The following is a 24,722-nucleotide window of genomic DNA, read 5'->3' on the forward strand; positions in this document are numbered from 1 at the left end:
CGGGTCGACCTCGTGTCCAGCCACGCGCTGTGACTTACCAGAGCCGCTCCGACGGCCAAAGTGATGGCGACCCGCCCGTCCCGCTCATCCCAAACTGAAACACGCCTTCTTCAGCAGTCTCCTAGACAGTGGCGGGCGGGATCGTCTGGGTCTGAGTCCGCGCGGCACCCGCCGGCTGATGGGGCACGCCGACGGGCTCGAGCAAGTCCCGGATCGCGGCTGAGCTGAGCCGACAATGGCGGATCCGCGGCGGCGTGCTCGCGTCCCAACTGCGCCCAACCATCACACGCCTGAAAACTGTTCGTAACAAAGCGTCGTTAGTCTTCCGGTGTTCTCAGCGCCCTTTTTCGGACGCTCCCGCCGGGAGCGTCCGGCCAGGGTGCTCCAGGCTTGGGAGGCGATATGACCGCGATGGGTACAGTGCCGGCACGACAGGGTCTGTACGATCCTGCCTTCGAGCACGACGCCTGCGGGGTCGCCTTCGTCGCCCGGCTCGACGGGCTGGCCAGCCACGACCTGGTGCGGGACGGGCTGACCGCGCTGGCCAACCTCGACCACCGCGGCGCGACCGGCGCCGATGCGGCAGCCGGCGATGGCGCCGGGATCCTGGTGCAGGTGCCGGACGAATTCCTCCGCGGGCAGGTGGACTTCCCGCTGCCACCGGCCGGTGAGTACGCCGCCGGGATCGCCTTCCTGCCCACCGATGAGGAGTTCCGGGAGCTGGCGATGATCTCGATCGAGAAGATCGCCCTGGAGGAGCGGCTCAAGGTGCACGGCTGGCGGGAGGTGCCGGTCCGCACCGACACGCTGAGCCCGATCTCGCTGCGGGCCATGCCATACCTGGCCCAACTGTTCGTCAGCGACCGCCGGCACGCCAGCGGCATCGACCTGGACCGGCAGGTGTACGCGTTACGGCGCCGTTCCCGCTACCAGGCCGGGGTCTACTTCGCGTCGCTGTCGTCGCGCACCTTGGTCTACAAGGGCATGCTCACCACCGGACAGCTCACCGAGGTCTACCCCGACCTGACCCACCCCAGCTTCGCCTCGGCGATCGCGCTGGTGCACTCGCGGTTCTCGACCAACACCTTCCCGTCCTGGCCGCTGGCCCACCCCTACCGGATGATCGCGCACAACGGCGAGATCAACACCGTCCGCGGCAACCGGAACTGGATGCGAGCCCGCGAGGCGCTGCTCGAATCCGACCTGATCCCCGGCGACCTGGAACGACTCTTCCCGATCTGCGCCCCGGCCGACTCCGACTCGGCGTCGTTCGACCAGGTGCTGGAGCTGCTGCACCTGGGGGGCCGCAGCCTGCCGCACGCGGTGCTGATGATGGTGCCCGAGGCTTGGCAGCATAACGACGCCATGCCGCAGGCCCACCGCGAGTTCTTCGACTACCACGCCTGCCTGATGGAGCCGTGGGACGGACCGGCCTGCATCGCGTTCACCGACGGCTCGCTGATCGGCGCAACCCTCGACCGCAACGGTCTGCGTCCCGCCCGCTACTGGGTGACCGACGACCGGGTGATCTTCGCCTCCGAGGCCGGCGTGCTGGACGTGCCGGCCGACCAGATCCGGCAGAAGGGCCGCCTGCAGCCCGGCCGGATGCTGCTGGTCGACCTGGCGCAGCACCGGCTGATCGACGACCGCGAGATCAAGGACCAACTGGCCGCGGAGCGCCCCTACGGTGAGTGGCTGGCCAGGGGCCGGGTCTTCCTCGACGACCTGCCCGAGCGCACCCACATCGTGCACAGCCCCGGCTCGGTGGCCCGGCGCCAGCAGGTCTTCGGCTACTCCCACGAGGACCTCGCCACGATCATCGCGCCGATGGCGAACACCGGCGCCGAGGCGATCGGTTCGATGGGCAGCGACACCCCGATGCCGGTGCTCTCGTCGGAGCCGCGGTCGCTGTTCGACTACTTCAGCCAGCTGTTCGCTCAGGTCACCAACCCGCCGCTGGATGCGATCCGGGAGGAGTTGGTCACCTCGCTGGAGACCAGGTCAGGCCCGGAGGCCAACCTGCTCGCGCCCGGGCCGGAGTCGGCCCGGCAGCTGGTGCTGCGCTCACCGGTGATCGACTCCGAGCAGTTGGCCAAGATTGTCCACCTCGGCGAGCGGGCCGATCGTCCCCGCGGCCTGACCAGGGTGATCAGCTGCCTGTATGACGTCGACGGCGGCCCGGCCGCGCTGCGCGCCCGGCTGGCCGCGATGCGGGCCGAGGCGACCGCCGCGATCGAGGACGGTGCGCTGTACGTGGTGCTCAGCGACCGGCACTCCAACGAGGACCGGGCACCGATCCCGTCTCTGCTGGCCACCGCCAACATGCACCACCACCTGGTGCGGCTGAAGAAGCGCGTCCAGATCGGCATGATCGTCGAGGCCGGTGACGTCCGCGAGGTGCACCACGTGGCGCTGCTGATGGGCTACGGCTCGGCGGCGGTCAACCCGTACCTGCTGTTCGAGAGCGCCGAGGACCTGGCCCGCCGCGAGCTGCTGGTCAACGTGTCGCCGGACACCGCGATCCGCAACGTCAGCCACGCCCTCGAGCACGGCCTGCTGAAGGTGATGAGCAAGATGGGCGTGTCGACGATGGCGTCCTACCAGGGCGCCGAGATCTTCGAGGCGGTCGGGCTGAGCAGCGAGTTCATGGACGAGTTCTTCAGCGGCACCACATCGCGGATCGAGGGGATCGGGCTGGACCAGATCGCCCGCGACATCGCCGCCCACCACGCCCGCGCCTACCCGAAGCGGAACCCGTTGCCGCACCGCACCCTGATCACCGGCGGCCAGTACAACTGGCGACGCGAGGGCGAGCAGCACCTGTTCGACCCGGAGGCGATCTTCCGGCTGCAGCACGCCACCACGACCGGACGCTACGACGTGTTCAAGCGGTACAGCGCCCGGGTGGACGACAACTCGTCGCGGCTGATGACCCTGCGTTCGCTGCTGGAGCTGGTGCCGCAGGGGGAACCGGTCCCGATCGACGAGGTGGAGCCGGTGAGCGAGATCGTCAAGCGGTTCAGCACCGGCGCGATGAGCTACGGCTCGATCAGCCAGGAGGCGCACGAGACCCTGGCGATCGCGATGAACCGGATTGGTGCCCGGTCGAACACCGGCGAGGGCGGGGAGGACCGGGAGCGGCTGCACGACCCGGAGCGCAACTCCGCGATCAAGCAGGTCGCGTCCGGCCGCTTCGGCGTCACCTCGGAGTACCTGAGCTACGCCACCGACCTGCAGATCAAGATGGCCCAGGGCGCAAAGCCGGGGGAGGGCGGGCAGTTGCCCGGCCCCAAGGTGTACCCGTGGATCGCCCGCACCCGGCATTCCACCCCCGGCGTGGGCCTTATCAGTCCGCCGCCGCACCACGACATCTACTCCATCGAGGACCTGAAGCAACTGATCCACGACCTGAAGTGCGCAAATCCGGCTGCCCGGGTGCACGTCAAGCTGGTCAGCGAGATCGGCGTCGGCACCATCGCCGCCGGGGTCAGCAAGGCGAAGGCGGACGTGGTGCTGATCTCGGGGCACGACGGCGGCACCGGTGCGGCGCCGCTCACCTCGATCAAGCACGCCGGCGGACCGTGGGAGCTCGGCCTGGCCGAGACCCAGCAGACCCTGCTGCTCAACGGGCTGCGCGACCGGATCGTGGTGCAGTGCGACGGCCAGCTCAAGACCGGACGCGACGTGGTGATCGCCGCGCTGCTGGGGGCCGAGGAGTTCGGTTTCGCCACCGCCGCGCTGGTCACCACCGGCTGCATCATGATGCGGGTCTGCCACAAGGACACCTGCCCGGTCGGGGTGGCCACACAGAACCCCGAGCTGCGCAAGAAGTACGCCGGCAAGCCGGAATACGTCATCAACTTCATGCAGTTCATCGCCCAGGAGGTGCGCGAGTACCTCGCCCAGCTCGGCTTCCGAACCCTGGCTGAGGCGGTCGGACGCGTCGACCGGTTGCAGACCCGCCGAGCCGTCGAGCACTACAAGGCGTCCGGTCTCGACCTGACCCCGATCCTGCACCAGGTAGCGGTGCCCGACCAGGCGCCCAGGCGGCAGGTGACCGGGCAGGACCACGAACTTGACAAGTCGCTGGACGTCGAACTCATCCGGCTCGCCAGGGCGGCGCTGGAGCGCGGCGAACGCGTCCACGCCCGGCTGCCGATACGCAACACCCACCGAACCGTCGGCACCATCCTCGGTCACCGGGTCACGATGGCCACCAACGGACAGGGGCTGCCCGCCGACACCATCAGCTTCGAACTGGTGGGAACCGCGGGGCAGAGCTTCGGCGCGTTCCTGCCGGCCGGTGTCAGCCTGCTGCTGACCGGGGACGCCAATGACTACCTCGCCAAGGGGTTGTCGGGCGGCCGGATCGCGGTCCGGGTCGACCCGGCGGCCCGCTTCGAAGCCGCCGACCAGATAATCGCCGGCAACGTGGTGGGCTACGGTGCCACGGCCGGTGAGATCCTGCTCAACGGCCGGGCGGGGGAGCGGTTCTGCGTCCGCAACTCCGGCGCCACGGCGGTGGTCGAGGGGGTGGGTGACCACGCCTGCGAGTACATGACCGGCGGAGAGGTACTGATCTGCGGCAGCACCGGACGTAATCTGGCCGCCGGGATGTCCGGCGGCACCGCCTGGGTGCTCGACCTGCGGCGTTCCGACCTGAATGACGAGTACGCCGATGCGGTCCCGATGACCGATGTCGACGTGCGGCGGGTGCTGGAACTGTTGCGGCGCCACCACGACGTCACCGGGTCGAAGCGGGCGGCCGACCTGCTGCTGGGCGGTGCGCCCCTGGTCCGCGAGCGGTTCACCAAGCTGGAGCCGCGCGACTACGCCCGCATCGTGCGCGTCCGGGACGACGCGCTCGGCCGCGGCCTGTCGCAGACCGAACTGACCAGGCTCATGATGGAGGCTGCCCATGGCTGATCCGACCGGCTTCCTCACCACGCCACGCGAGGTGGCGACCCGCCGCCCGGTGGCCGAGCGGCTGCAGGACTGGAACGAGGTGTACCCGGACACCCCCGGCGCTGTGCTGCTGCCGATAATCAGCAAGCAGGCCGGACGCTGCATGGACTGCGGGGTGCCGTTCTGTCACCAGGGCTGCCCGCTGGGCAACCTGATCCCCGAGTGGAACGACCTGCTGTGGCGCGACGAGTGGCAGGATGCCCTGGAGCGCCTGCACGCCACCAACAACTTCCCCGAGTTCACCGGCCGGCTCTGCCCAGCCCCGTGCGAGACCGCCTGCGTGCTGGGTATCAACCGCGACCCGGTGACCATCAAGAACATCGAGGTGGCGCTGGTCGATAAGGGGTGGGCCGACCGCCGGATCACCCCCCAGCAGGCGAACTGGCACACCCTCAAGACCGTTGCGGTGGTCGGTTCCGGACCGGCCGGGCTGGCCGTTGCCCAGCAACTGACCCGCGCCGGCCACACCGTGGTCGTCTACGAGCGGGCCGACGCGATCGGTGGTCTGCTGCGCTACGGCATCCCGAACTTCAAGATGGAGAAGAAGGTCCTCGACCGGCGGCTGAAGCAGATGGTGCTGGAGGGCACCACCTTCCGGCCCAACACCACGATCGGCGTCGACATCACCGCCGAGCAGTTGCTGGAGCGGTTCGATGCCGTGGTGCTGGCGATCGGCGCCACCCGGCCCCGAGACCTGCCGGTGCCCGGCCGGGAACTCGGCGGCATCCACCAGGCGATGGACTACCTCACCCAGGCGACCAGGGCGTTGGCCGGCCCGCTCGACGGCCAGATCAGCGCCGAGGGCAAGGATGTGGTGGTCATCGGCGGTGGCGACACCTCCAACGACTGCCTGGGCACCGCGCTGCGCCAGGGCGCCCGCTCGGTGACCCAGTTGGAGATCCTGCCGCTGCCGCCGGTCGAGCGGCCCGACAGCCAGCCGTGGCCCACCTATCCGATGACCTACCGGGTCTCGTCGGCCAACGAGGAGGGTGGCGAGCGCGTCTACGCCGTCAGCACCACCGAGTTCGTGGCCGTCGACGGGCAGGTCGCCGGCCTGCGGCTGGTCGAGGTCGGCGGAGCCGAGACGCGGTTCGCGCCGATCACCGGCACCGAACGCGTGATCCCGGCGCAGCTGGTGCTGCTGGCAATGGGCTTCCTCGGACCTGAGACCACTGGGGTGGTGGAGCAACTCGGGCTGGCGCTGGACGCGCGCGGCAACATCGTCCGGGACGACAGCTTCGGCACCAGCGTGCCGGGCGTGTTCGCCTGTGGGGACGCCGGCCGTGGCCAGTCGCTGATCGTCTGGGCGATCGCCGAGGGACGCAGCTGTGCCGCCGGGGTGGACGCGTTCCTGACCGGAGAGCCGAGCGTGCTGCCGCGCCCGGTCGGCCCCACCGACCGGCAGCTACTGGCCTGAGGTGCCAGAGGCGTCGACGTCGGTGGAAGTCGGTGACCGCTCAGCGGACGCCGCTCCAGTACCGGCCGTCGGGGAACCTGAACTCGGCGATCGACTCGGCGTGCATCTCGGTGTTGTAGCCGCGTTCGCCGGTGACCTGGTAGCGGCCGCCGGCCACCCGCACCGGATGCACGAAGTGCTCGTGCAGGTTGTCGACGTACTCGGTGATGCGACCGGCGTAGGAGCCTGATACCGCCACGTAGTCGAGCATGGACGCATGCTGAACCATCTCGCACAGGCCGACCCCGCCGGCGTGCGGGCAGACCGGCACCTCGAATTGGGCGGCCAGCAACAGTACGGCGAGGATCTCGTTGAGCGAGGCGAGCCGGCCGGCGTCGAGCTGGCAGAAGTCCATCGCGCCGGCGGCCATGAACTGCTTGAACATCACCCGGTTGTGGCAGTGCTCACCAGTGGCCACCCCGATCGGTGCCACCGCATCGCGGATCTCGCGGTGGCCCAGGATGTCGTCGGGGCTGGTCGGCTCCTCGATCCAGCGCAGGTCGAACTCCTGCAGAGCGTTGACCCATTCGATCGCCGTTGGCACGTCCCACATCTGGTTGGCGTCGATCATCAGCGGACGATCCGGCCCGATCGCTTCGCGGGCGAGCCGGCAGCGGCGGATGTCGTCGTCGAGGCTGGCGCCGACCTTCAGCTTCACGGCGGTGAAACCCAGTCGCTCCTGCTCGGCGATGAGCCGCAGCATCTTCTCGTCGGAGTAGCCCAGCCAGCCGGCGGCCGTGGTGTACGCAGGGTAGCCGCTCGCCTCCAGCTTGGCGATTCGCTCCGGCTTGCCGAGCTCGGCCCCCTGCAGGATCTCCAGCGCCCGCTCGCGGGGCAAGACGTCCGCGAGGTAGCGCAGGTCGGCGATGTCGACCAGTTGCTCGGGAGTCATTTCGGCGAGCAGCCGCCACACCGGTTTACCGACCCTTCGTCCGGCCATGTCCCAAAGCGCGTTCATCACCGCCGACAGCGCCAGGTGCACCACGCCCTTCTCCGGGCCTAGCCAGCGCATCTGCGAGTCGTCGCCGAAGCTGCGGTAGGTGCGTCCCATGTCGTCCAGCAGTGCGTCGACGTCGTGACCCACGATCCGCTGCCCGAGCTCGCGGGCGGCCATGCACACGATGTCGTTGCCGCGCCCGATGGTGAAGGTCAGGCCGTGCCCGACCAGCGGTGCACCTGCGGCATCCGGGGCGTCGGTGTGCACCACGGCGTAGGCAGCCGAGTAGTCGGCGTCCTTGTTCATCGCGTCCGAACCGTCGGCGTGGAGGGAGGTGGGGAACCGGAGGTCTATTACCTCGAGCGAGGTGATGGTGGGCATTGCGACTCCTTGCTGGGTATCTTCTCAGGCAGGCAAGCGCACGGGTCGAGCTGTCTGGTCAGGATACCCACGCTTGCTGGGGCGCGCGACGCAGCGGTGGAACGACGGCGAGGCGGCCCTGTCAGATCCCCGCCCAAGTCTGGGCCACCGAGGCGTAACAGGAAGATTCGGCGAGCCATCGTGCTTGGCCAACTGAAGCACTCGACCTGACCTGCTGGACCAAACTCGTCGCATTCGCCGACATTCCAGAATAGAACTGGCCCGCTGCGAGATCGCCACGTTCCGCTATCGAGTGCTACACGTCGCAGCGAGGATCGCCCGAGGCGCTCGACATATCAGGCTCCGTATCGACAGGAATTGGCGCTGGGCCAGCCACATCGCCCAAGTCTTCGAACGAATACGCACCGCGTTCGCCTGACCACCCACCGCGGCACCCGCCCGCCCCAACCCCGAGGAGCCCGGAGAACCGCCCACCGGCAGCGCCAGCCAGCACCCTGTCGCCCCCTCACACAGCAAACGACCCGGTAACCCCACCGAGCCCAAGACCCGGCCAATCAGCCAGCCGCGTGAAAGACCGAGGCCAATAGCGTCGTGGGCCGACGCCGGGGCTCAGGGAGTGAAAATGATGTTGCCGAAAACCTTACCGGCAGCGAGCTGCTCGAAGCCCCGCCGGGCCTCGGCGAGCCGGTAGTGGTTCGCCACGATCGGCTCGATTGACTTGGTGTGCACGAACTGCAGCAGCGCGGCCAGTTCATCCCTCGTTCCGGCCGAAGAGCCAAGTACTCGCAGCTCACGGAAGAAAATCTTCCGCAGCTCGGTCTTGCGCGGCGACTCGCCACTGGTCGCGCCGCACGTGACCAGGCAGCCTCCCGGCTTCAGCACGTTGATCGAGTGGCTCCAGGTGGCGGCACCAACGTTGTCGATGACGGCATCCACCTTCTCGGGCAGCCAGGCGCCCGGCTGGAACGCCTGTTCGGCGCCGAGCTCCAGGGCCCTTTCCCGGCGGCTGGCGTCGCGGCCGGTGACCCAGACCCGGATGCCGGCAGCGGTGGCGAGCTGGATCACCCCAGAATTGACCCCGCCGCCGGATCCCTGGACCAGCACCAGCTGGCCCGGCTGCAGCTGCGCCTGGGTGAACAGCATGCGATAGCCGGTCAACCAGGTCATCGACGCGGTCGCTGCGGAGGCCCAACTCATCCCCCGGGGTTTCGCCACCAGGTTGCCGGTCGGCACCAGCGCGACCTCGGCGAAGGTACCGTCGACGCGCTCGGACAGCATCGTCCGGCTCGGATCCCAGATCTCGGGGCCGCGCCAATCGGGGTCGGTCACCAGCGGGTACAGCACCACCTCGTTGCCGTCCGGATCAACGCCGGCGCCGTCGCAGCCCAGCACCCGTGGCAGTTCCTCGGGCCCGATACCTACGCCCCGCAGCGACCACAGGTCGTGGTGGTTGAGCGTGGTGGCCCGCACTGTCACCGGCACCCATCCTGACCGAGGCTCGGGTTCGGGCTTGTCACCCACGTGGAGTCCGGAGAGAGGGTCGGTGGTCGAAAAGGCGGTGGCACTGACGGCAAGCACGTGCCCATGTTAATGGCCCACCCAGAATGCCGACCGCCGGCAGCCCGGGCCGGGCGATCGGAGGGTCACTCCCGCCAGGTGCGCGGTTCCTGCCCGAAACTGTCGGACGCGGGCTCTAGGCTGGCAGTCCGAATCGAGGAAGGAGCCACAGATGGCCGAACCGTTGACTGTCGTCGCGATCGTGCACCCCGCACCCGGCAAGGGGTCCGAGGTCGCCGAAACCTATCGCGAGGTGGCAGACGAGATCCACGCCGAACCCGGTTGCGAGCTCTACGCCGTTCACCTGTCGCAGGACGAGCAGACCGTTGTGGTCATCGAGCGCTGGACGACGCTGGCCGACCTGGAGGCGCACCTCGATGGACCGGCCATCGCCCGGCTGACCGAGCTGAACCAGGGGTTGCGGGCAGCACCCTCGCAGGTGATCAAGCTCGACCCGATCCCGATGGGCGACCCGGCCAAGGGTGTCCTCGGCTGATCAGGCCGCGCCCGCGGGTATCCTGTGGCAGGCGTGCCGGGGCGGTACGCCGGACTCGTGTCGGTGCGGCACGGGAAGGGTAGGTAGGTCTCCATGTCGCGGGGGTTCGTCCATCTGCACAACCACACCGACTTCTCAATGCTGGATGGTGCGGCCCGGGTGGACGACCTGGTCAAGGCGGCCAAGGCTCAGGGAATGCCGGCCCTGGGCATCACCGACCACGGCAACATGTTCGGCGCCTACGAGTTCTACAAGGCCGCCCAACGTGAAGGCGTGAAGCCGATCATCGGTCTGGAGGCGTACCTGACCCCCGGCACCCCCCGGTGGGAGCGCAAGCGGGTCCAGTTCGGCGACGGTACCGGCGACGACGTCGCTGCCAAGGGTGCCTACACCCACATGACGATCTGGAGCCAAACCCGTCAGGGCATGTACAATCTGTTCCGGTTGTCGTCCCGATCGAGCCTGGAGGGCCATTTCTACAAGCCGCGGGCTGACCGTGAACTGCTGAGCGAGTACCACGAGGGTTTGATCGCGACCACCGGCTGTCCCTCGGGCGAGGTTCAGACCTACCTGCGGCTCGGGATGTTCGACAAGGCGGTCGCCTCAGCAGCCGAGTTCCAGTCGATCTTCGGCAAGGAGAACTTCTACGTCGAGCTGATGGACCACGGGCTGTCGATCGAGACCCGGGTACGCAGCGACCTGCTGCGGCTGGCCAGGAGGATCGGCGCACCACTGGTCGCCACCAATGACCTGCACTACGTGCACGCCGAGGACGCCAAGGCCCAGGACATCCTGCTGTGTGTCTCCTCCGGTTCCCGGATCAACAGCCCCGACCGGTTCAAGTTCGACGGCACCGGATACTACCTGCGGCCGGCCGACGAGATGCGGACGCTGTTCAGCAACCTGGCCGAGGCCTGCGACGCCACCCTCGAGATTGCCGAGCGCTGCAAGACCGGGTTCGACGAGGGCAACGGCACCTACATGCCGGTCTTCGACGTCCCGGCCGGACAGACCGAGGAGTCGTGGTTCCGCCACGAGGCAGAGGCTGGGCTGCGCAGGCGCTACGGCGACCCGCTGCCCACCGAGGTGCGGGAGCGCGCCGACTACGAGATGAGTGTGATCCTGACCAAGGGCTACCCGGGCTACTACCTGGTGGTCGCCGACTACATCGGCTGGGCCAAGCGCAACGGCATCCGGGTCGGTCCGGGTCGCGGGTCTGGTGCCGGCTCGATCATCGCCTATGCGATGGGCATCACCGATCTGGATCCGCTGCGGTACGGGTTGCTGTTCGAACGCTTCCTGAACCCCGAACGGCCCTCGCTGCCCGACTTCGACATCGACTTCGACGAGCGCCGCCGCGGCGAGGTGTTGGACTACGTCACCGAAAAGTACGGCAAGGACCACGTCGCCCAGATCGTCACCTACGGCACCATCAAGGCGAAGCAGGCGGTCAAGGACTCCGCGCGGGTGCTCGACAAGTCATTCGCGGTGGGGGAGCGCATCACCAAGGCCATGCCGCCGGCGGTGATGGGCAAGGACGTGCCGCTGAAGGAACTGTTCAACCCCGAGCACGACCGCTACGCCGAGGGCGGAGAGTTCCGCGACCTGTACAACTCCGACCCCGAGGTCCGCGAGGTCGTCGACACCGCCCAGGGCATCGAGGGCCTGAAGCGGCAGTGGGGCGTCCACGCCTGCGGCGTGATCATGGGTTCGGTCCCGCTCACCGACGTGATCCCGGTCATGAAGCGCGAGCAGGACGGCGCGATCATCACCCAGTTCGACTACCCCAGCGCCGAGGCGCTCGGGCTGGTCAAGATGGACTTCCTGGGTCTACGCAACCTGACGGTGATCGACGACGCGCTGCGCAACATCAAGCGCAACCGGGGCGTCGAGGTCGTCCTGGAGGACTTGCCGCTGGACGACCCCGCCACCTACGAACTCCTCCAGCGCGGCGACACCCTCGGCGTCTTCCAGTTGGACGGCGGCCCGATGCGGGCGCTGCTGCGGTCCATGCGTCCCGACAAGTTCGAGGACATCTCCGCGGTCTCGGCGCTCTACCGGCCCGGGCCGATGGGCGCCGACTCGCACAACAAGTACGCCCGCCGCAAGACCGCGCGGGAGCCGATCACCCCGATCCACCCTGAACTGGCCGAGCCGCTGGCCGAGATCCTGGATGAGACCTACGGCCTGATCGTCTACCAGGAACAGGTGATGGCGATCGCCACCAAGCTGGCCGGCTACACCCTGGGCGCCGCGGATGTGCTGCGCCGGGTGATGGGCAAGAAGAAGAAGAAGGAGCTGGACGCCCAGTACGACGTGTTCAAGGCGGGGATGCTGGAGCGAGGCTACTCCGAGGCGGCATTCCAGACCATCTGGGACATCCTCGTCCCGTTCAGCGACTACGCGTTCAACAAGTCCCACTCGGCGGCCTACGGCCTGGTCAGCTACCAGACCGCCTGGCTGAAGGCGAACTACCCGACCGAGTACATGGCCGCGCTGCTGCAGTCGGTGAAGGACGAGAAGGACAAGTCCGCGGTCTACCTGGCCGAGTGCCGGCGGATGGGCATCAAGGTGCTGCCTCCGGACGTCAACGAGTCCGACGGCATGTACACCGCCGTCGGCACCGACATCCGGTTCGGCCTGGGGGCGATCCGCAACGTCGGCGCCAACGTGGTGCAGGCGATCGTGGCCGCCCGCGACTCCCACGGTCCGGTGGCCGACTTCCACGAGTTCCTCGACATCGTGCCGTTGGTGGTGTGCAACAAGCGGGTCATCGAGTCGCTGATCAAGGCGGGCGCCTTCGACTCGCTCGGTCACCTGCGCCGCGCCCTGATGGAGGTGTACGAGAACGCGGTCGACCAGGTCGTCGAGATCAAGCGCAACGAGGAGCACGGTCAGGACAGCCTGCTTGGTGGTTTCGGCCTGGACGCGGACGGGCAGAACGGTCACGAACCGATCCCCGCCGTCGACGACTGGGACAAGCGCACCCGGCTGGCCTTCGAGCGCGAGATGTTGGGCCTGTACGTCTCCGACCACCCGCTCAACGGCCTGGAGCCGGTGCTGGCCACCGAGCGGTCGACGACCATCGTCGGGCTGACCGAACGCGGTGAGGGCGCAGCCGGCAGCAGCCAGGTGATCTGCGGGCTGATCACCCAGGTGCAGCGCCGCCAGACGAAGCAGGGCAACATCTGGGCGTCCATGGTGGTGGAGGACCTGGACGCGGCGATCAATGTGTCGGTCTTCCCCAAGGTCTACGAGCAGGTTGCCCACGAACTGGTGCCCGACTCGATAGTTCGGGTGCGGGGGCGGGTGAGCGTGAGGGACGAGGTGGTCGAACTGCACGCCGACCAGGTGACCACGCTGGACGTCAGTTCCGACGACGCCCGTCCGGTGGTGATCCAGCTGAAGGCTACCCGCTGCACCCCGGGTGTGGTCGACCGGCTGCGTTCGGTGCTCAGCGCGCACCCGGGCGCCACCGAGGTGCGCCTCAAGCTACTGTCGGCCGAACGCGCCACCACCTACCAACTGGCCGACGACCTGCGGGTGCAACCTTCGCAGCCGCTGATCGCAGACCTGAAGGCCTTGTTGGGGCCGTCCTGTCTGGCCGTCTAGAGTGGTGAGGTCCAAGAGGGGAGGCCAGCGCGGATGAGTGGTTCAACTCCCGTGCCGCCGCCGAGGGAGTTCCTGCTGGTGCGGGTGGGGCGAACGCTGGCTCCGATGCGTCGGCGACTGATCGGCTACGTCGTCATCGCGGCGGGCGCCGGCGCGGTGGCTGGCTGGTTGTGGAACGCCATCGTCGCGCTGCCCACGTACCTGACCAGCGACGACGGCTCGGTGCAGATCACTGAACGTGCGCAGAGTGAAGTCTTCGCCACCGATGCAGTGTTTGTCATCATCGGGCTGATCGTGTCGGTGGCGCTCGGCATCGTCGGCTGGCGGTTCTTCAACCGGCTGGGATGGCCGGTTGCGCCGATCAGCGTCGCCGGCGGGCTGACGGCCGGCGCGACCTGCTGGGCGGTCGGCGTCCTGCAGGGCCCCAGGAACTTCGCCGAGCGGGTCGCAACCGCGGTGCCCGGCGAGATGGTGCCGATCGACTTCGAACTGCACACCACCTCGGCGCTGCTGGTCTGGGGGCTGGGCGCGATCATCCCGGTGATGCTGTATGCGAACCTCAGCCGCGAAGAGCCTGAACCTGCGCCTCGGTCACGATCTGGCCAGCCGCGCGACGTGGGCACCCAGCAGCCCGACGAGATCCCCAGCGGCGACCTCAATTGACAACCCGCGCCGTCCGCCCGAGACCAGGATGGTCTCGAACGTGCGCGCCGAGGCGTCCAGGTAGACGGGTAGTTGACGCCGTTGCCCGACCGGCGAGATGCCGCCCACCACGTAACCGGTCAGCCGTTCGGCGGTGGGGGCGTCAGCCAGCCGCGCCTTCTTCGCCCCGGCGGCCTGCGCCAGCGCCTTCAGATCGAGTTGGCCGGCCACCGGCACGACGGCGCAGACCGTCGGCTCGCCACCGCCGTCCAGGTGCGCGATCAGCGTCTTGAACACCCGGTCGGCGGCCACGCCGAGCGCCGCCACCGACTCGTCCCCATAGTGGGTGTTGGCAGGATCGTGTTCGTACTCGTGCACGACGAAGCGGACACCGGCCGCGGTCAACGCCACGGTCGCCGGTGTCCCGACAGCCTTCCTGCGGCCCACTCAGACCACCAACTCAGCCACCGAAACCGCGATCGGGGCGACCAGCAGACCGGGCAGCAGGTCGGCAACCCGGATGTCCTTCACCGACAGCAGGCGCAGGCCAAGACCGCCGAGGACCACCCCGCCCGCCACCGTCAGCGCGTCGATCTGGGCCAGCGGCAGCACGTCTCCGAGCAGCCATCCGACCAGGGTCAGGGAACCCTGCAGCACCGCCACCGTTAACGCGGACGCCGCCACCCCGACGCCCAGCGAGGCTGCGAATGCCATGGCCGCGAAGAAGTCCAGACCTGACTTGAGGAAGAGTTGTTCGGCGCCGCGGCCCAGCCCGTCGTTCAGCGAGCCGAGAACGGCCAGCGGGCCGATGCAGAAGACCAGCGACGAAGTGACGAAACCATCGACGAACCGGGCCTCGGCGCTGGCCAGGTCGACCGCACCCTCCGGCGTCCTGCGCACCAGTCTGCGGCGCAGGAAGGAACCCAGCCGGGCGACGCCTTCCTCCAGCCGCAGCGCCGATCCGATCAACGTCCCGAGCAGCATCGCCACCATGATCACCACCATGGCGCCCGCGCCGACGGCCTCGGCCAGCGGTTCCCCGGCCAGCGGCACAATCGAGGTGCCGGCGATCACCAGGGTCAGCAGCCCGAGGGTATCGGTGACCGTGTTCCGGGTCCGGGCGCTGAACCGGTCGCCCAGCGCCATTCCCAGCCCGGCACCGGCCAGGACTGCGATGATGTTGACGACGGTGCCCATTCCGATGATGTGGACGATCACACCTGCCATCCCACCACGGTCGGCCGACAGACCCCTTCGGCGTCTCACCAGCCGACGGCCTAGAATCAGGGCGTGCTTTCCGTGATCGATCTCACCGACCGCCGGCTCGACGACTACACCGACGTGCTGCCGCGTGGCCGGTTCGACGTCGACAAGGCGGTACTGACGGTGCAGCCGATCTGTGACGCGGTCCGCGAGGAGGGCGAGCCGGCGCTGCGGCGGTTCAGTGAGCAGTTCGACCATGTGGTACCCGATCAGTTGCGGGTGCCCGGCCGGGCCCTGCAGTCGGCCCTTGACGAACTCGACCCGGCGGTGCGGCGGGCCATCGAGTTGGCCATCGAACGGCGACGCAGCGTCTGCCTGGCGATCGAGGACGAGCCGGCCTGGCAGACCGTTGAGCTGGCTCCGGGGGCGGGGGTGGGCAACCGGCTGGTCCCGGTCGGTCGGGTCGGGTTGTACGTGCCAGGGGGACTGGCGCCGCTGTCGTCCAGTGTGGTCATGAACGTGGTGCCTGCGCAGGTCGCCGGCGTCGGCTCGCTGGCGGTGGCCACCCCGCCGCAGGCCGAGTTCGGTGGGCTGCCGCACCCGGTGACACTGGCCACCTGTGCGCTGCTCGGTGTGGACGAGGTCTACGCGGTCGGCGGCGCTCAGGCGATCGCCATGTTCGCCCATGGCGTCGCCGGATTGTGCCGGCGGGTTGACATGGTGACCGGCCCGGGCAACATCTACGTGGTGGCCGCCAAGCGCCACCTTCGCGGGCTGGTGGGGATCGACGCCGAGGCAGGTCCGACCGAGATCGCGGTGCTGGCCGACGGGGCGGCCAACCCCCGGTACGTGGCAGCAGACCTGATCAGCCAGGCCGAGCACGATCCGATGGCCGGTTCGGTGCTGATCACCCCCAGCCGCGAATTGGCCGATGCGGTCAACGCCGAGATCGGCCGGCAGCTGGAGGGGCTCGCGACGGCCGACCGGTTACGCACCGCGCTGTCGGGTGAACAGAGCGCCATCGTGCTGGTCAGCGACCTTGCCCAGGGCGTCGAGGTGGCCAACGCCTACGCCGCCGAGCACCTCGAGATCCAGACCGCCGAACCGATGGCGGTGGCCAACCGGATCCGCAACGCCGGTGCCATCTTCATCGGTCCGTACTCACCGGTCCCGCTGGGCGACTACAGCGCCGGATCGACCCACGTGCTGCCGACCGGGGGAGCGGCCCGCTACTCGTCCGGGCTGACGGTGCGCAGCTTCCGGCGGGCGATCCACGTCATCGACTACGACCGGGCCGCGCTGGCGGAGGTGGGGCAGCGGGTGATCGACTTCGCTGACGCCGAGCGGCTGCCCGGACACGCCGAGGCCATCCGCGTCCGGCTTGAGGAGCAACTGTGACAACAGATCCGGGCGCGGCGATCACGCTGGCCGAGCTGCCGCTGCGGCCCGAACTGGTCGGGGAGCAGCCCTACGGCGCCCCCCAACTTGATGTCCCGGTCATGTTGAACGTCAACGAGAACCCCTACCCGCCCAGCCCGAAGGTCCGCCAGCAGATGGCGGCCGCCATCGGCGAGCTGGCGGGCACGGTGAACCGCTACCCCGACCGCGAGGCACGGGCGCTGCGCGAGGACCTGGCCAACTACCTGGGCTTCGGGCTGGGGGCCGACCAGATCTGGGTCGGCAACGGCTCGAACGAGGTGATGACGCACCTGCTGCAGGCCTTCGGCGGACCGGGCCGCACTCTGCTCACCTTCACTCCCACCTACTCGATGTATCCCGAGTACGCGCGCAACACCCACACCCGCTACGTCACCGTGCCGCGGCGCCGCGACTTCAGCGTGGACGCCGACTTGGTGGTCTCCGCGGTGGCCGATCACCGTCCGGACCTCCTGCTGCTGTGCACGCCCAACAACCCGACCGGGACCCAGATACCGGTCAGCGTCATCCAGGAGATCTATCAGCAGGTCGACTGCCTGGTGATCGTGGACGAGGCGTACCAGGAGTTCACCGAGGTGCCCGAGGACTCGGCGCTGGCACTGCTGCCCAGTTGCGGCCGGCTGATCGTCTCGCGGACGATGAGCAAGGCGTTCGCCCTTGCGGGCGGGCGGGTCGGCTACCTGGCGGCCGCCCGGGCGGTCGTGGACGCCTGCCGGATCGTCCGGTTGCCGTACCACATGTCGGCGCAGACCCAGGCGCTGGCGCGGGTTGCGCTGGCCAATACCCAGGAGATGCTGGGGCAGGTCGAGGTGCTGCGCGAGCAGAGCCAGCTGATCCAGCGGTGGCTACGTAACCAGGGCCTGCAGGTGCTGCCCAGCCAGGCGAACTTCTGCCTGTTCGGCCGCTTCACCGACCGGCACGCGGTCTGGTCCGACCTGCTGGAGCGGGGCGTGCTGGTGCGTGAAACTGGGCCGGACGGGTATCTTCGGGTGTCGGCGGGTACGCCGGAGGAGATGGCGGTCTTCCGCGACAGCCTCACCGAGGTGCTGCCCAACCACGAAGTAATCGGCTACCACGAGGAGGTGTGACGGCCATGGCCGGCAGGAGCGTCGAGGTCCACCGCGTCACCGGCGAATCAGACGTCCGGGTCTGGCTCGACCTGGACGGCACCGGGCAGTCCGAGATCAACACCGGGGTGGGCTTCTACGACCACATGCTGACCGCGCTGAGCAAGCACTCGCTGATCGACATTCGGATCACCACCACCGGCGACGTGCAGGTCGACGGGCACCACAGCGTGGAGGACACCGCGATCGGAATCGGCCAGGCACTGCGTACCGCGTTGGGCGACAAGCGCGGCATCCGGCGCTTCGGCGATGCCATGGTGCCGCTGGACGAGGCGCTCGCCCAGTGCGTGGTGGACGTGGCCGGTCGTCCGTACGTGGTATGCACCGGTGAGCCCGATGGGCAGGTGTACGCCCGAATCGGTGGGACGCCGCCGCTGTACGCGGGTTCGATGACCCGGCACGTGGTCGAATCGCTGGCGTACAACGCAGGGCTTTGCGTCCACCTTCGGCTGTTGGCCGGACGTGAACCGCACCACATCGTCGAGGCGCAGTTCAAGGCGCTGGCGCGCGCCCTGCGGATGGCCGTCGAGCCCGATCCGCGCGTCGATGCCGTCCCCAGCACCAAGGGCACCCTGTGACCCAACCCCTGGTGGGCGTCCTCGACTACGGGTCGGGCAACCTGCACTCGGCCTGCCGGGCCCTGGAGGCGGTCGGTGCCCGGGTGCTGCTCGGGCGTCGCCCGCAGGACTTCACCGGCGTCTCCGGCCTGGTGCTGCCCGGTGTGGGCGCGTTCGCGGCCTGCATGACCCAGTTGCGCGTGATCGGTGCCGACGACCTGGTGCGTGACTGGGTGGCCGCCGGCCGCAAGCTGCTGGGTATCTGCGTGGGTCACCAGGTGCTGTTCGCCCGCGGGGTGGAGCACGGCACCGACTCCGCCGGCATCGGCATCTTCGACGGGACGGTGGAACGTCTCGCCGCCCGTCGGTTGCCGCACATGGGCTGGAACACCGTGGAACTGCCGGACGGGGCGGCCCGGGTGGCCGCCGTGCGCGGACGCCGGTTCTACTTCGTGCACTCCTACGGCGTGCACAGTCACGATGAGCAGGGCCGACAGTCGGTGCCACCGGACGCGATGGTCGCCTGGACCGAGCACGGCGGCGACCGGTTCATCGCGGCTGTCCAGTGGCGCAGCGTCACCAGCACGCAGTTCCACCCCGAGAAGTCCGGGGCAGCGGGGGCTGCCCTGATGCACGATTGGTTGATGAGTTAGGGTTGATGACCGTGTTCAATACCCCCGATACCGCGCCAGCCACCGCGGATCGACTGATCCTGCTGCCTGCCGTCGACGTGCAGGCCGGCGAGGCTGTTCAGTTGATCCAGGGAGTCTCCGGCACCGAACGGGTCTTCGGCGACCCGGCCGAGGCCGCGCTGCGCTGGCAGTCCGAGGGCGCCGAATGGCTGCACCTGGTCGACCTTGACGCCGCCTTCGGCCGCGGCGACAACGCCCGGGTGATCGCCGAGGTTGCCGCCCAGATGCAGATCAACGTCGAACTGTCTGGTGGCATCCGCGACGACCAGTCACTGGAGCGCGCCCTGGCCACCGGTGCACGCCGGGTAAACATCGGTACCGCCGCGCTGGAAAACCCCGAGTGGTGCGAGAAGATCATCGGCCAGTACGGCGACCGGATCGCCATCGGCCTGGATGTCCGGGGTCACCAGCTCGCCGCCCGCGGCTGGACCAGGACCGGCGGGGACGTCTTCGAAACCGTGCACCGGATGACCAAGGCGGGCTGCGCCCGGTTCGTGGTCACCGACGTGGCCAGCGACGGCATGCTGACCGGTCCCAACCTCGAACTGCTGGGCGCGGTGTGCGCGCGCACGTCGGCCAAGGTGGTGGCCAGTGGTGGCATCTCCTCGGTGCACGACATCCGCATGCTGGCCGGACTGGTCCCGATCGGGGTCGAAGGCGCGATCATCGGCACGGCGCTGTACCTGGGCAAGTTCACCCTCGCCCAGGCCTTGGCGGCCGCCCGGGATCCGCACCCCGTGCGGCGGTAACGCGTCATGCCTGACACCGAGCAGCGGCCGAGCTGGGGTGAGGCGATCGTCGAGGGCAGCCTCGACTGGTCGTTCCTGACCCGCGCCGACCTGCCCGAGGTCGCCGAACTGTGCACCGCGATCGAGTACTTCGACGACCCGACCCAGCGTCGCACCCTCGACCAGATGGAGCGGGAGTTCGACGAGCCGACCGCGCACGCGTCCAACCACGCGGTGGTGGGCCGCGACCGTGGCGGCACCATCGTCGCCTACGCCTGGAACCACATCACCCCGTCCGACCAGCGCAATCCGCACGTCTGGATGGAGATCGGCGTCCACCCGGCCTGGCGGCACCACAAGATCGGGTTGCGGCTGGTCGGCTGGTCAATCGACCGGGCCCGCACCTGGTACCGGCACATCCGCGAGAGCCGGCCGGACATCGGTCGGCTCTGGGTCGGCTGCGCCGTCGACGAGGGTTCGCGGGTGGCCGCTGACCTGGCCGCGGACGGCACGCTGACCCCGCAGCGGTGGTTCTTCGACGCCAATCGCAGCCTGTCCGACGGCGAGTTGCCGCTGGTCGTGCCACCCCCCGGCATCGAACTTCGCAAGTACGAACGTCAGTTCTCCGAGCAGGTCAGGCAGGCTCACAACATCGCCTTCGCCACCCGGCAGGGTGCCCACGACGTCGGGCGGCAGGACTGGGAGGAGTCGCTGGCCCGTCCGGACTCCCGGCCGGACTGGTCGTGGATCGCGATGCGTACCGACGACCCGGACACCGGGGTGGTGGGTTACGCGCTGAACTGCGAGATCCGGGACCCGCAAACCGGTCTGACGCAGGGCTGGACGGAGCGGTTCGGGGTGCTGCCCGAGTACCGCAAGCAGGGCATTGGCCGGGCGCTGCTGGCGGCCTCCATGACGTCCTTCGCCGACCATGGGTGCGCGCTGGCCGGGATCGGCGTCGACACCGATACCCCGGACGCCGCCGTCAACCTGTTCGTTTCGATGGGGTACGTGCTGGACGACCGGGTGGTGCTCTACGGAGCCGTTTTCACCGACTGAGACGCTGCCCTAGACTGGCAAGTCGTCGAACCGCAGGAGAGGTGAGGGTTATGTCCGGCCATTCGAAGTGGGCAACAACCAAGCACAAGAAGGCGGCCATCGACGCCAAGCGCGGCAAGCTGTTCGCCAAGCTGATCAAGAACATCGAGGTGGCCGCCCGTGTCGGAGGCGGTGACCCGGCCGGTAATCCCACCCTCTACGACGCCATCCAGAAGGCGAAGAAGAGTTCGGTGCCCAATGACAACATCGACCGCGCGGTCAAGCGCGGCTCGGGTGAGGGCGCGGACGCGGTCGCCTACGAGTCGATCATGTACGAGGCCTACGGCCCGGCTGGCGTGGCGATCCTCATCGAATGCCTCACCGACAACCGCAACCGCTCGATCTCGGACGTCCGGGTCGCGGTCACCCGCAACGGCGGCACCATCGCCGATGGCGGATCGGTGCAGCGGTTGTTCAGCCGCAAGGGGGTGGTCGCGGTGGCCAAGGAACAGCAGATCGAGACCGACTCCCGGAAGACCGCCACCCGCACCATCACTGAGGACGAGTTGCTGGAGGCCACCCTGGAGGCCGACGTCGAGGACCTGACCGACGTCGGCGACCAGTTCGAGCTGATCAGTGATCCCAACGACATGGTCGAGGTGCGCAAGGCGGTGCAGGCCGCCGGTGTCGACTACGACTCAGCCGATGTGCAGTTCGTCGCCAGCTTCGACCAGATCGTCGAGTCGGTGGAGGACGCGGAGAAGCTGGAACGCATCGTCGACGCGCTGGAAGACCTCGATGACGTGCAGAACGTCTACACCAACGCCGACCTGTCCGACGAGGTGCGGGCGGCTCTGGAAGCGGAGGAGTGACCCGCTGGTGGGCCTCGCAACCTGCCTGTGACGGCAGGGAGCGCCCCAAGGTGTCCACTACAGCTCCTGCGCCGAGGCCGACAAGCTGACGGCGCGCCTCGTCCCCTCTTGACCGGAACACGCATAGGATCCGAACGTCTGTTCGGACGGCGAAAGGTGTTGGCGTGCGCGTGCTCGGCGTTGACCCGGGGCTGACCCGCTGCGGAGTCGGCGTCATCGACGGCCAACCGGGCCGGCCACCCGAGCTGGTCGACGTCGGGGTGATCCGCACCAGCACCGGCACTGACCACGCCCACCGACTGCTGGCCATCGAGCAGGGCCTGGACACCTGGGTGGTCCGGTTTCGGCCCGACGCCATCGCGGTCGAGCGGGTCTTCGCCCAGCACAACATGATGACCGTCACCGGAACCGCCCAGGCTGCGGGCATCGCGATGCTCATCTCCGCCCGGCACGAGATCCCGGTCGCCCTGCACACCCCGACCGAGGTGAAGGCAGCGATAACCGGCTACGGCGCGGCCGACAAGGCTCAGGTCGGTGCCATGGTGGCCCGGGTGCTGCGGCTACCGGCCGCCCCCACCCCGGCGGATGCGGCTGACGCCGTGGCGCTGGCCATCTGCCACCTGTGGCGGGGTGGCGCAACGAACCGATATGCGGCGGCCGTCCAGGCCCACGCTGCCAGGACAGGACGCCGATGATCGCCCAACTGAACGGAACTCCGGCCGCCCTCGGCCCCAACTGGGTCGTCCTCGACGTGCACGGCGTCGGCTTCCGGCTGACCTGCACACCGGCGACGGTGGCGTCCCTGCGGGCGGGGGAGCAGAGCAGCCTGGCCACCACGCTGGTGGTGCGGGAGGACTCGCTCAGCCTGTTCGGGTTCGCCACCGACACCGAGCGCGACACCTTCGAACTGCTGCAACTGGCGTCGGGAGTCGGGCCGAAGCTCGCCCTTGCGGTGTTGTCGGTGCTCACCCCCGGCCAAGTGGTACAGGCCATCCAGACCGAGTCGGTCAGCACGCTCACCAAGGTGCCCGGCATCGGCCGCAAGGGAGCCGAGAAGATGATCATCGAGCTGCGCGACCGGGTCACCGCGCTGGGCATCGGACCCGGCGACCAGCCCACCGCCGAACCTCGGCAGACCGAGGAGCGCTGGCGGGAGCAGGTCGCCGGTGGTCTGCAGGGACTCGGCTGGTCAGCCCGGGACGCCGAGGCCGCGCTCGACAACGTCGCCCACCTGGTTGCCGAAGACCCCCAGGTCTCGCTCGGTAGGCTGATGAAGGCTGCGCTGCAATCGCTGGCCAGGACCTGAGGAGACTCCCGCTGTGACCCATTCCCCGGTCGACCCGCGACCGACGCCGGACGAGGTGGCCGGCGAGGGTGCGCTGCGTCCCGGCACGCTGCACGAATTCGAGGGGCAACCGCGGGTCGTCGACCAACTCGGGCTGGTGCTGGCCGCCGCCCGGCACCGGGCCGCCACCCCCGACCACGTGCTGTTGTCCGGGCCACCCGGGCTCGGCAAGACCACTTTGGCGATGATCATCGCCAACGAGATGTCGGCACCGCTGCGAATATCGTCCGGACCCGCCATCCAGCACGCCGGCGACCTGGCCGCCATCCTGTCCGGACTGACCGACGGCGAGGTGCTCTTCCTGGATGAGATCCACCGGATGAGCAGACCAGCCGAGGAGATGCTCTACCTCGCCATGGAGGACTTCAGGGTGGACGTGGTAATCGGCAAGGGTCCCGGCGCGGCTGCGATCCCGATCGAGATCCCGCCGTTCACCCTGGTCGGTGCGACCACCCGCGCCGGGCTGCTGCCGGGCCCGCTTCGGGACCGGTTCGGTTTCACCGCCCAACTCGACTACTACGCCGCCTCCGACCTCGAGGGCATCGTCCGCCGGTCGGCCCGCAAGCTCGGCGTGCAGTTGGACGCCGCGTCCGCCGCCGAGATCGCCCGCCGCTCCCGGGGCACCCCACGGATCGCCAACCGGCTGCTGCGCCGCGTCCGCGACTACGCCCAGGTGCACCACGACGGCACCGTCACCTCCGAGCTGGCCTGCGACGCGCTGGAACTGTACGAGGTCGATCCGCTGGGCCTGGACCGGCTCGACCAGGCGGTGCTGGAGGCCATCTGCCTGAAGTTCGGCGGCGGTCCGGTCGGTCTGTCCACCCTGGCGATCGCAGTAGCGGAGGAAACCGAGACCGTCGAGGAGGTGGCCGAACCCTTCCTGGTCAGGTTGGGCTTCATGATGCGCACTCCACGCGGACGCGTGGCGACCCCGGCCGGTTGGCGGCACCTCGGGCTGGAGCCGCCCGCACCACAGAGCGGGTCGGAGCAACCAGACCTGTTCGGCTAATATTGTCGCGGCGCGCGCTCAAGGGTGTGCCGCCCGTTCCGCCCAGACGTGAGTCTGGCTTTCCGACTAGTTAGGTATTACGTCATGGAAATTCTCTTGCTGATGGTGGTCTTCATCGGCCTGATGTACGTGCTGATGGTCCTGCCCCAGAAGAGGAAGATGGACGCCCAGCGCAAGATGTTGAGCGCGCTGGAGCCCGGGGCGCGGGTCATGCTCAACACCGGCATGTTCGGGACCATCCGGGCCAGCGGCAACCAGCAGATGGTCGTCGAACTGGCCCCCGGGGTCGAGGTGACCGTCCTCAAGCAGGCCGTGGTCCGCACCGTAACCGCGCAGGAAGAGGAGTTCGAGTACACCGATGGCGACAAGGCCGCCGAACCGGGCGACAGCTTCTCGGCCGACGAGTTCGCGGCACTCGACGCGCCCGGCACCGACACCCAGGCGGGTCACCAACAGCCAGCCGAGCCGCCGCTGACCCAGGACCGCCCCATCAGCGACGCTCCGCCGGCCGGGCCTTCGTTCGCGCCGGCCGCCGACGACGTGGTCTCGCCGGTGGACGACGAGGACGACCGCCGGCAGAACCGCTGAGGCGGGACCGTCCGAGTGGCAACAACCTCCAACACCAGCGGGGCCACCCGCACGCTGATCGGGGTCGGCGTCGCTGTGGC

General features: G+C 68.9%; 20 protein-coding genes and 1 pseudogene. 17 read left to right on the top strand and 4 right to left on the bottom strand.

The annotated features are described in order from the left end of the window. The first annotated feature begins 411 nt into the window (after positions 1-411). Together gltB and WBL05_RS13335 are read left to right on the top strand one after the other, a co-directional pair. Complete coding sequence (gltB, locus tag WBL05_RS13330; RefSeq protein WP_424226641.1) at positions 412-4,926, top strand: glutamate synthase large subunit; 4,515 nt, start codon at positions 412-414, stop codon at positions 4,924-4,926. Continuing rightward, positions 4,919-6,382: a glutamate synthase subunit beta gene (locus WBL05_RS13335; RefSeq protein WP_424226592.1), complete on the top strand. Its 1,464-nt coding sequence runs from the start codon at positions 4,919-4,921 to the stop codon at positions 6,380-6,382. The genes gltB and WBL05_RS13335 overlap by 8 nt, the downstream gene beginning before the upstream one ends. Positions 6,383-6,422: 40 nt before the next feature. Here the strand turns inward: WBL05_RS13335 and WBL05_RS13340 are convergent, their stop codons facing one another. Then, complete coding sequence (locus WBL05_RS13340; RefSeq protein WP_424226594.1) at positions 6,423-7,739, bottom strand: enolase C-terminal domain-like protein; 1,317 nt, start codon at positions 7,737-7,739, stop codon at positions 6,423-6,425. Between the two features lie 208 nt (positions 7,740-7,947). On the opposite strand from WBL05_RS13340, the pseudogene WBL05_RS13345 reads away from it, so the two are divergent. Continuing rightward, a pseudogene (locus WBL05_RS13345) lies at positions 7,948-8,157 on the top strand (IS1380 family transposase); the annotation flags it as partial. A 191-nt stretch (positions 8,158-8,348) separates the two neighbouring features. On the opposite strand, the gene WBL05_RS13350 reads toward WBL05_RS13345, so the two are convergent. Next, positions 8,349-9,317, bottom strand: coding sequence for a zinc-binding dehydrogenase (locus WBL05_RS13350; protein WP_424226596.1), 969 nt, complete (start codon positions 9,315-9,317; stop codon positions 8,349-8,351). A 151-nt stretch (positions 9,318-9,468) separates the two neighbouring features. On the opposite strand from WBL05_RS13350, the gene WBL05_RS13355 reads away from it, so the two are divergent. The 3 genes from WBL05_RS13355 (at position 9,469) to WBL05_RS13365 (ending at position 14,067) form a co-directional block, all read left to right on the top strand. Beyond that, positions 9,469-9,792 carry a putative quinol monooxygenase gene (locus WBL05_RS13355; protein WP_424226597.1) on the top strand — a complete coding sequence of 108 codons (324 nt, stop codon included), beginning with the start codon at positions 9,469-9,471 and terminating at the stop codon, positions 9,790-9,792. A gap of 93 nt (positions 9,793-9,885) precedes the next feature. Next, positions 9,886-13,404, top strand: a complete 3,519-nt coding sequence (gene dnaE, locus WBL05_RS13360) for a DNA polymerase III subunit alpha (RefSeq protein WP_424226599.1) — start codon at positions 9,886-9,888, stop codon at positions 13,402-13,404. Between the two features lie 33 nt (positions 13,405-13,437). Continuing rightward, entirely contained in the window at positions 13,438-14,067 is a 630-nt protein-coding gene (locus tag WBL05_RS13365; RefSeq protein ID WP_424226601.1) for a hypothetical protein, read from the top strand. Here the strand turns inward: WBL05_RS13365 and ybaK are convergent. Continuing rightward, positions 13,996-14,457 (bottom strand): Cys-tRNA(Pro) deacylase, encoded by a 462-nt coding sequence (gene ybaK / locus WBL05_RS13370; RefSeq protein WP_424226602.1) that lies wholly within the window; start codon positions 14,455-14,457, stop codon positions 13,996-13,998. The genes WBL05_RS13365 and ybaK overlap by 72 nt on opposite strands. Positions 14,458-14,493: 36 nt before the next feature. Beyond that, complete coding sequence (locus tag WBL05_RS13375; protein WP_424226604.1) at positions 14,494-15,273, bottom strand: DUF554 domain-containing protein; 780 nt, start codon at positions 15,271-15,273, stop codon at positions 14,494-14,496. Positions 15,274-15,336: 63 nt separating this feature from the next. Between WBL05_RS13375 and hisD the strand changes: the two genes are divergently transcribed. The 11 genes from hisD to yajC all read left to right on the top strand — a co-directional run bounded on the left by hisD (position 15,337) and on the right by yajC (position 24,642). Further along, positions 15,337-16,647, top strand: a complete 1,311-nt coding sequence (hisD, locus tag WBL05_RS13380; protein ID WP_424226605.1) for a histidinol dehydrogenase — start codon at positions 15,337-15,339, stop codon at positions 16,645-16,647. Beyond that, the gene (locus tag WBL05_RS13385; protein WP_424226607.1) at positions 16,644-17,774 is read left to right on the top strand and encodes a histidinol-phosphate transaminase; all 1,131 of its coding nucleotides are present in this window, start codon (positions 16,644-16,646) and stop codon (positions 17,772-17,774) included. Before hisD ends, WBL05_RS13385 begins: the two co-directional genes overlap by 4 nt. Before the next feature lie 5 nt (positions 17,775-17,779). Next, positions 17,780-18,391 carry an imidazoleglycerol-phosphate dehydratase HisB gene (gene hisB / locus WBL05_RS13390; protein WP_424226608.1) on the top strand — a complete coding sequence of 204 codons (612 nt, stop codon included), beginning with the start codon at positions 17,780-17,782 and terminating at the stop codon, positions 18,389-18,391. After that, positions 18,388-19,023, top strand: coding sequence for an imidazole glycerol phosphate synthase subunit HisH (gene hisH / locus WBL05_RS13395; RefSeq protein ID WP_424226610.1), 636 nt, complete (start codon positions 18,388-18,390; stop codon positions 19,021-19,023). The genes hisB and hisH overlap by 4 nt, the downstream gene beginning before the upstream one ends. Before the next feature lie 5 nt (positions 19,024-19,028). Continuing rightward, the gene (gene priA / locus WBL05_RS13400) at positions 19,029-19,811 is read left to right on the top strand and encodes a bifunctional 1-(5-phosphoribosyl)-5-((5-phosphoribosylamino)methylideneamino)imidazole-4-carboxamide isomerase/phosphoribosylanthranilate isomerase PriA (protein WP_424226612.1); all 783 of its coding nucleotides are present in this window, start codon (positions 19,029-19,031) and stop codon (positions 19,809-19,811) included. Positions 19,812-19,817: 6 nt separating this feature from the next. After that, positions 19,818-20,849 (top strand): GNAT family N-acetyltransferase, encoded by a 1,032-nt coding sequence (locus tag WBL05_RS13405; protein ID WP_424226613.1) that lies wholly within the window; start codon positions 19,818-19,820, stop codon positions 20,847-20,849. Positions 20,850-20,899: 50 nt separating this feature from the next. Beyond that, a complete protein-coding gene (locus WBL05_RS13410) occupies positions 20,900-21,700 on the top strand; it encodes a YebC/PmpR family DNA-binding transcriptional regulator (protein ID WP_424226615.1) in 801 nt (266 codons plus the stop codon). Between the two features lie 164 nt (positions 21,701-21,864). Further along, positions 21,865-22,395 (top strand): crossover junction endodeoxyribonuclease RuvC, encoded by a 531-nt coding sequence (ruvC, locus tag WBL05_RS13415; protein WP_424226617.1) that lies wholly within the window; start codon positions 21,865-21,867, stop codon positions 22,393-22,395. Continuing rightward, positions 22,392-23,006: a Holliday junction branch migration protein RuvA gene (ruvA, locus tag WBL05_RS13420; protein ID WP_424226619.1), complete on the top strand. Its 615-nt coding sequence runs from the start codon at positions 22,392-22,394 to the stop codon at positions 23,004-23,006. Before ruvC ends, ruvA begins: the two co-directional genes overlap by 4 nt. Before the next feature lie 13 nt (positions 23,007-23,019). After that, the gene (gene ruvB, locus WBL05_RS13425) at positions 23,020-24,054 is read left to right on the top strand and encodes a Holliday junction branch migration DNA helicase RuvB (RefSeq protein ID WP_424226621.1); all 1,035 of its coding nucleotides are present in this window, start codon (positions 23,020-23,022) and stop codon (positions 24,052-24,054) included. Positions 24,055-24,138: 84 nt separating this feature from the next. Continuing rightward, positions 24,139-24,642 (top strand): preprotein translocase subunit YajC, encoded by a 504-nt coding sequence (gene yajC / locus WBL05_RS13430; RefSeq protein ID WP_424226623.1) that lies wholly within the window; start codon positions 24,139-24,141, stop codon positions 24,640-24,642. Positions 24,643-24,722: the final 80 nt, after the last annotated feature.

Origin of the sequence: Brooklawnia sp., from assembly GCF_049651565.1 — a bacterium.
Classification (GTDB): domain Bacteria; phylum Actinomycetota; class Actinomycetes; order Propionibacteriales; family Propionibacteriaceae; genus Brooklawnia.

Bases quoted from the DNA above. Each gene is read 5' to 3' on its own strand.
- hisB (WP_424226608.1), top strand. From the start codon at position 17,780: ATGGCCGGCAGGAGCGTCGAGGTCCACCGCGTCACCGGCGAATCAGAC.
- WBL05_RS13335 (WP_424226592.1), top strand. From the start codon at position 4,919: ATGGCTGATCCGACCGGCTTCCTCACCACGCCACGCGAGGTGGCGACC.
- WBL05_RS13410 (WP_424226615.1), top strand. From the start codon at position 20,900: ATGTCCGGCCATTCGAAGTGGGCAACAACCAAGCACAAGAAGGCGGCC.
- WBL05_RS13365 (WP_424226601.1), top strand. From the start codon at position 13,438: ATGAGTGGTTCAACTCCCGTGCCGCCGCCGAGGGAGTTCCTGCTGGTG.
- yajC (WP_424226623.1), top strand. From the start codon at position 24,139: ATGGAAATTCTCTTGCTGATGGTGGTCTTCATCGGCCTGATGTACGTG.
- WBL05_RS13375 (WP_424226604.1), bottom strand. From the start codon at position 15,273: ATGGCAGGTGTGATCGTCCACATCATCGGAATGGGCACCGTCGTCAAC.
- priA (WP_424226612.1), top strand. From the start codon at position 19,029: ATGACCGTGTTCAATACCCCCGATACCGCGCCAGCCACCGCGGATCGA.
- WBL05_RS13340 (WP_424226594.1), bottom strand. From the start codon at position 7,739: ATGCCCACCATCACCTCGCTCGAGGTAATAGACCTCCGGTTCCCCACC.
- WBL05_RS13355 (WP_424226597.1), top strand. From the start codon at position 9,469: ATGGCCGAACCGTTGACTGTCGTCGCGATCGTGCACCCCGCACCCGGC.
- WBL05_RS13405 (WP_424226613.1), top strand. From the start codon at position 19,818: ATGCCTGACACCGAGCAGCGGCCGAGCTGGGGTGAGGCGATCGTCGAG.
- dnaE (WP_424226599.1), top strand. From the start codon at position 9,886: ATGTCGCGGGGGTTCGTCCATCTGCACAACCACACCGACTTCTCAATG.
- ruvA (WP_424226619.1), top strand. From the start codon at position 22,392: ATGATCGCCCAACTGAACGGAACTCCGGCCGCCCTCGGCCCCAACTGG.
- gltB (WP_424226641.1), top strand. From the start codon at position 412: ATGGGTACAGTGCCGGCACGACAGGGTCTGTACGATCCTGCCTTCGAG.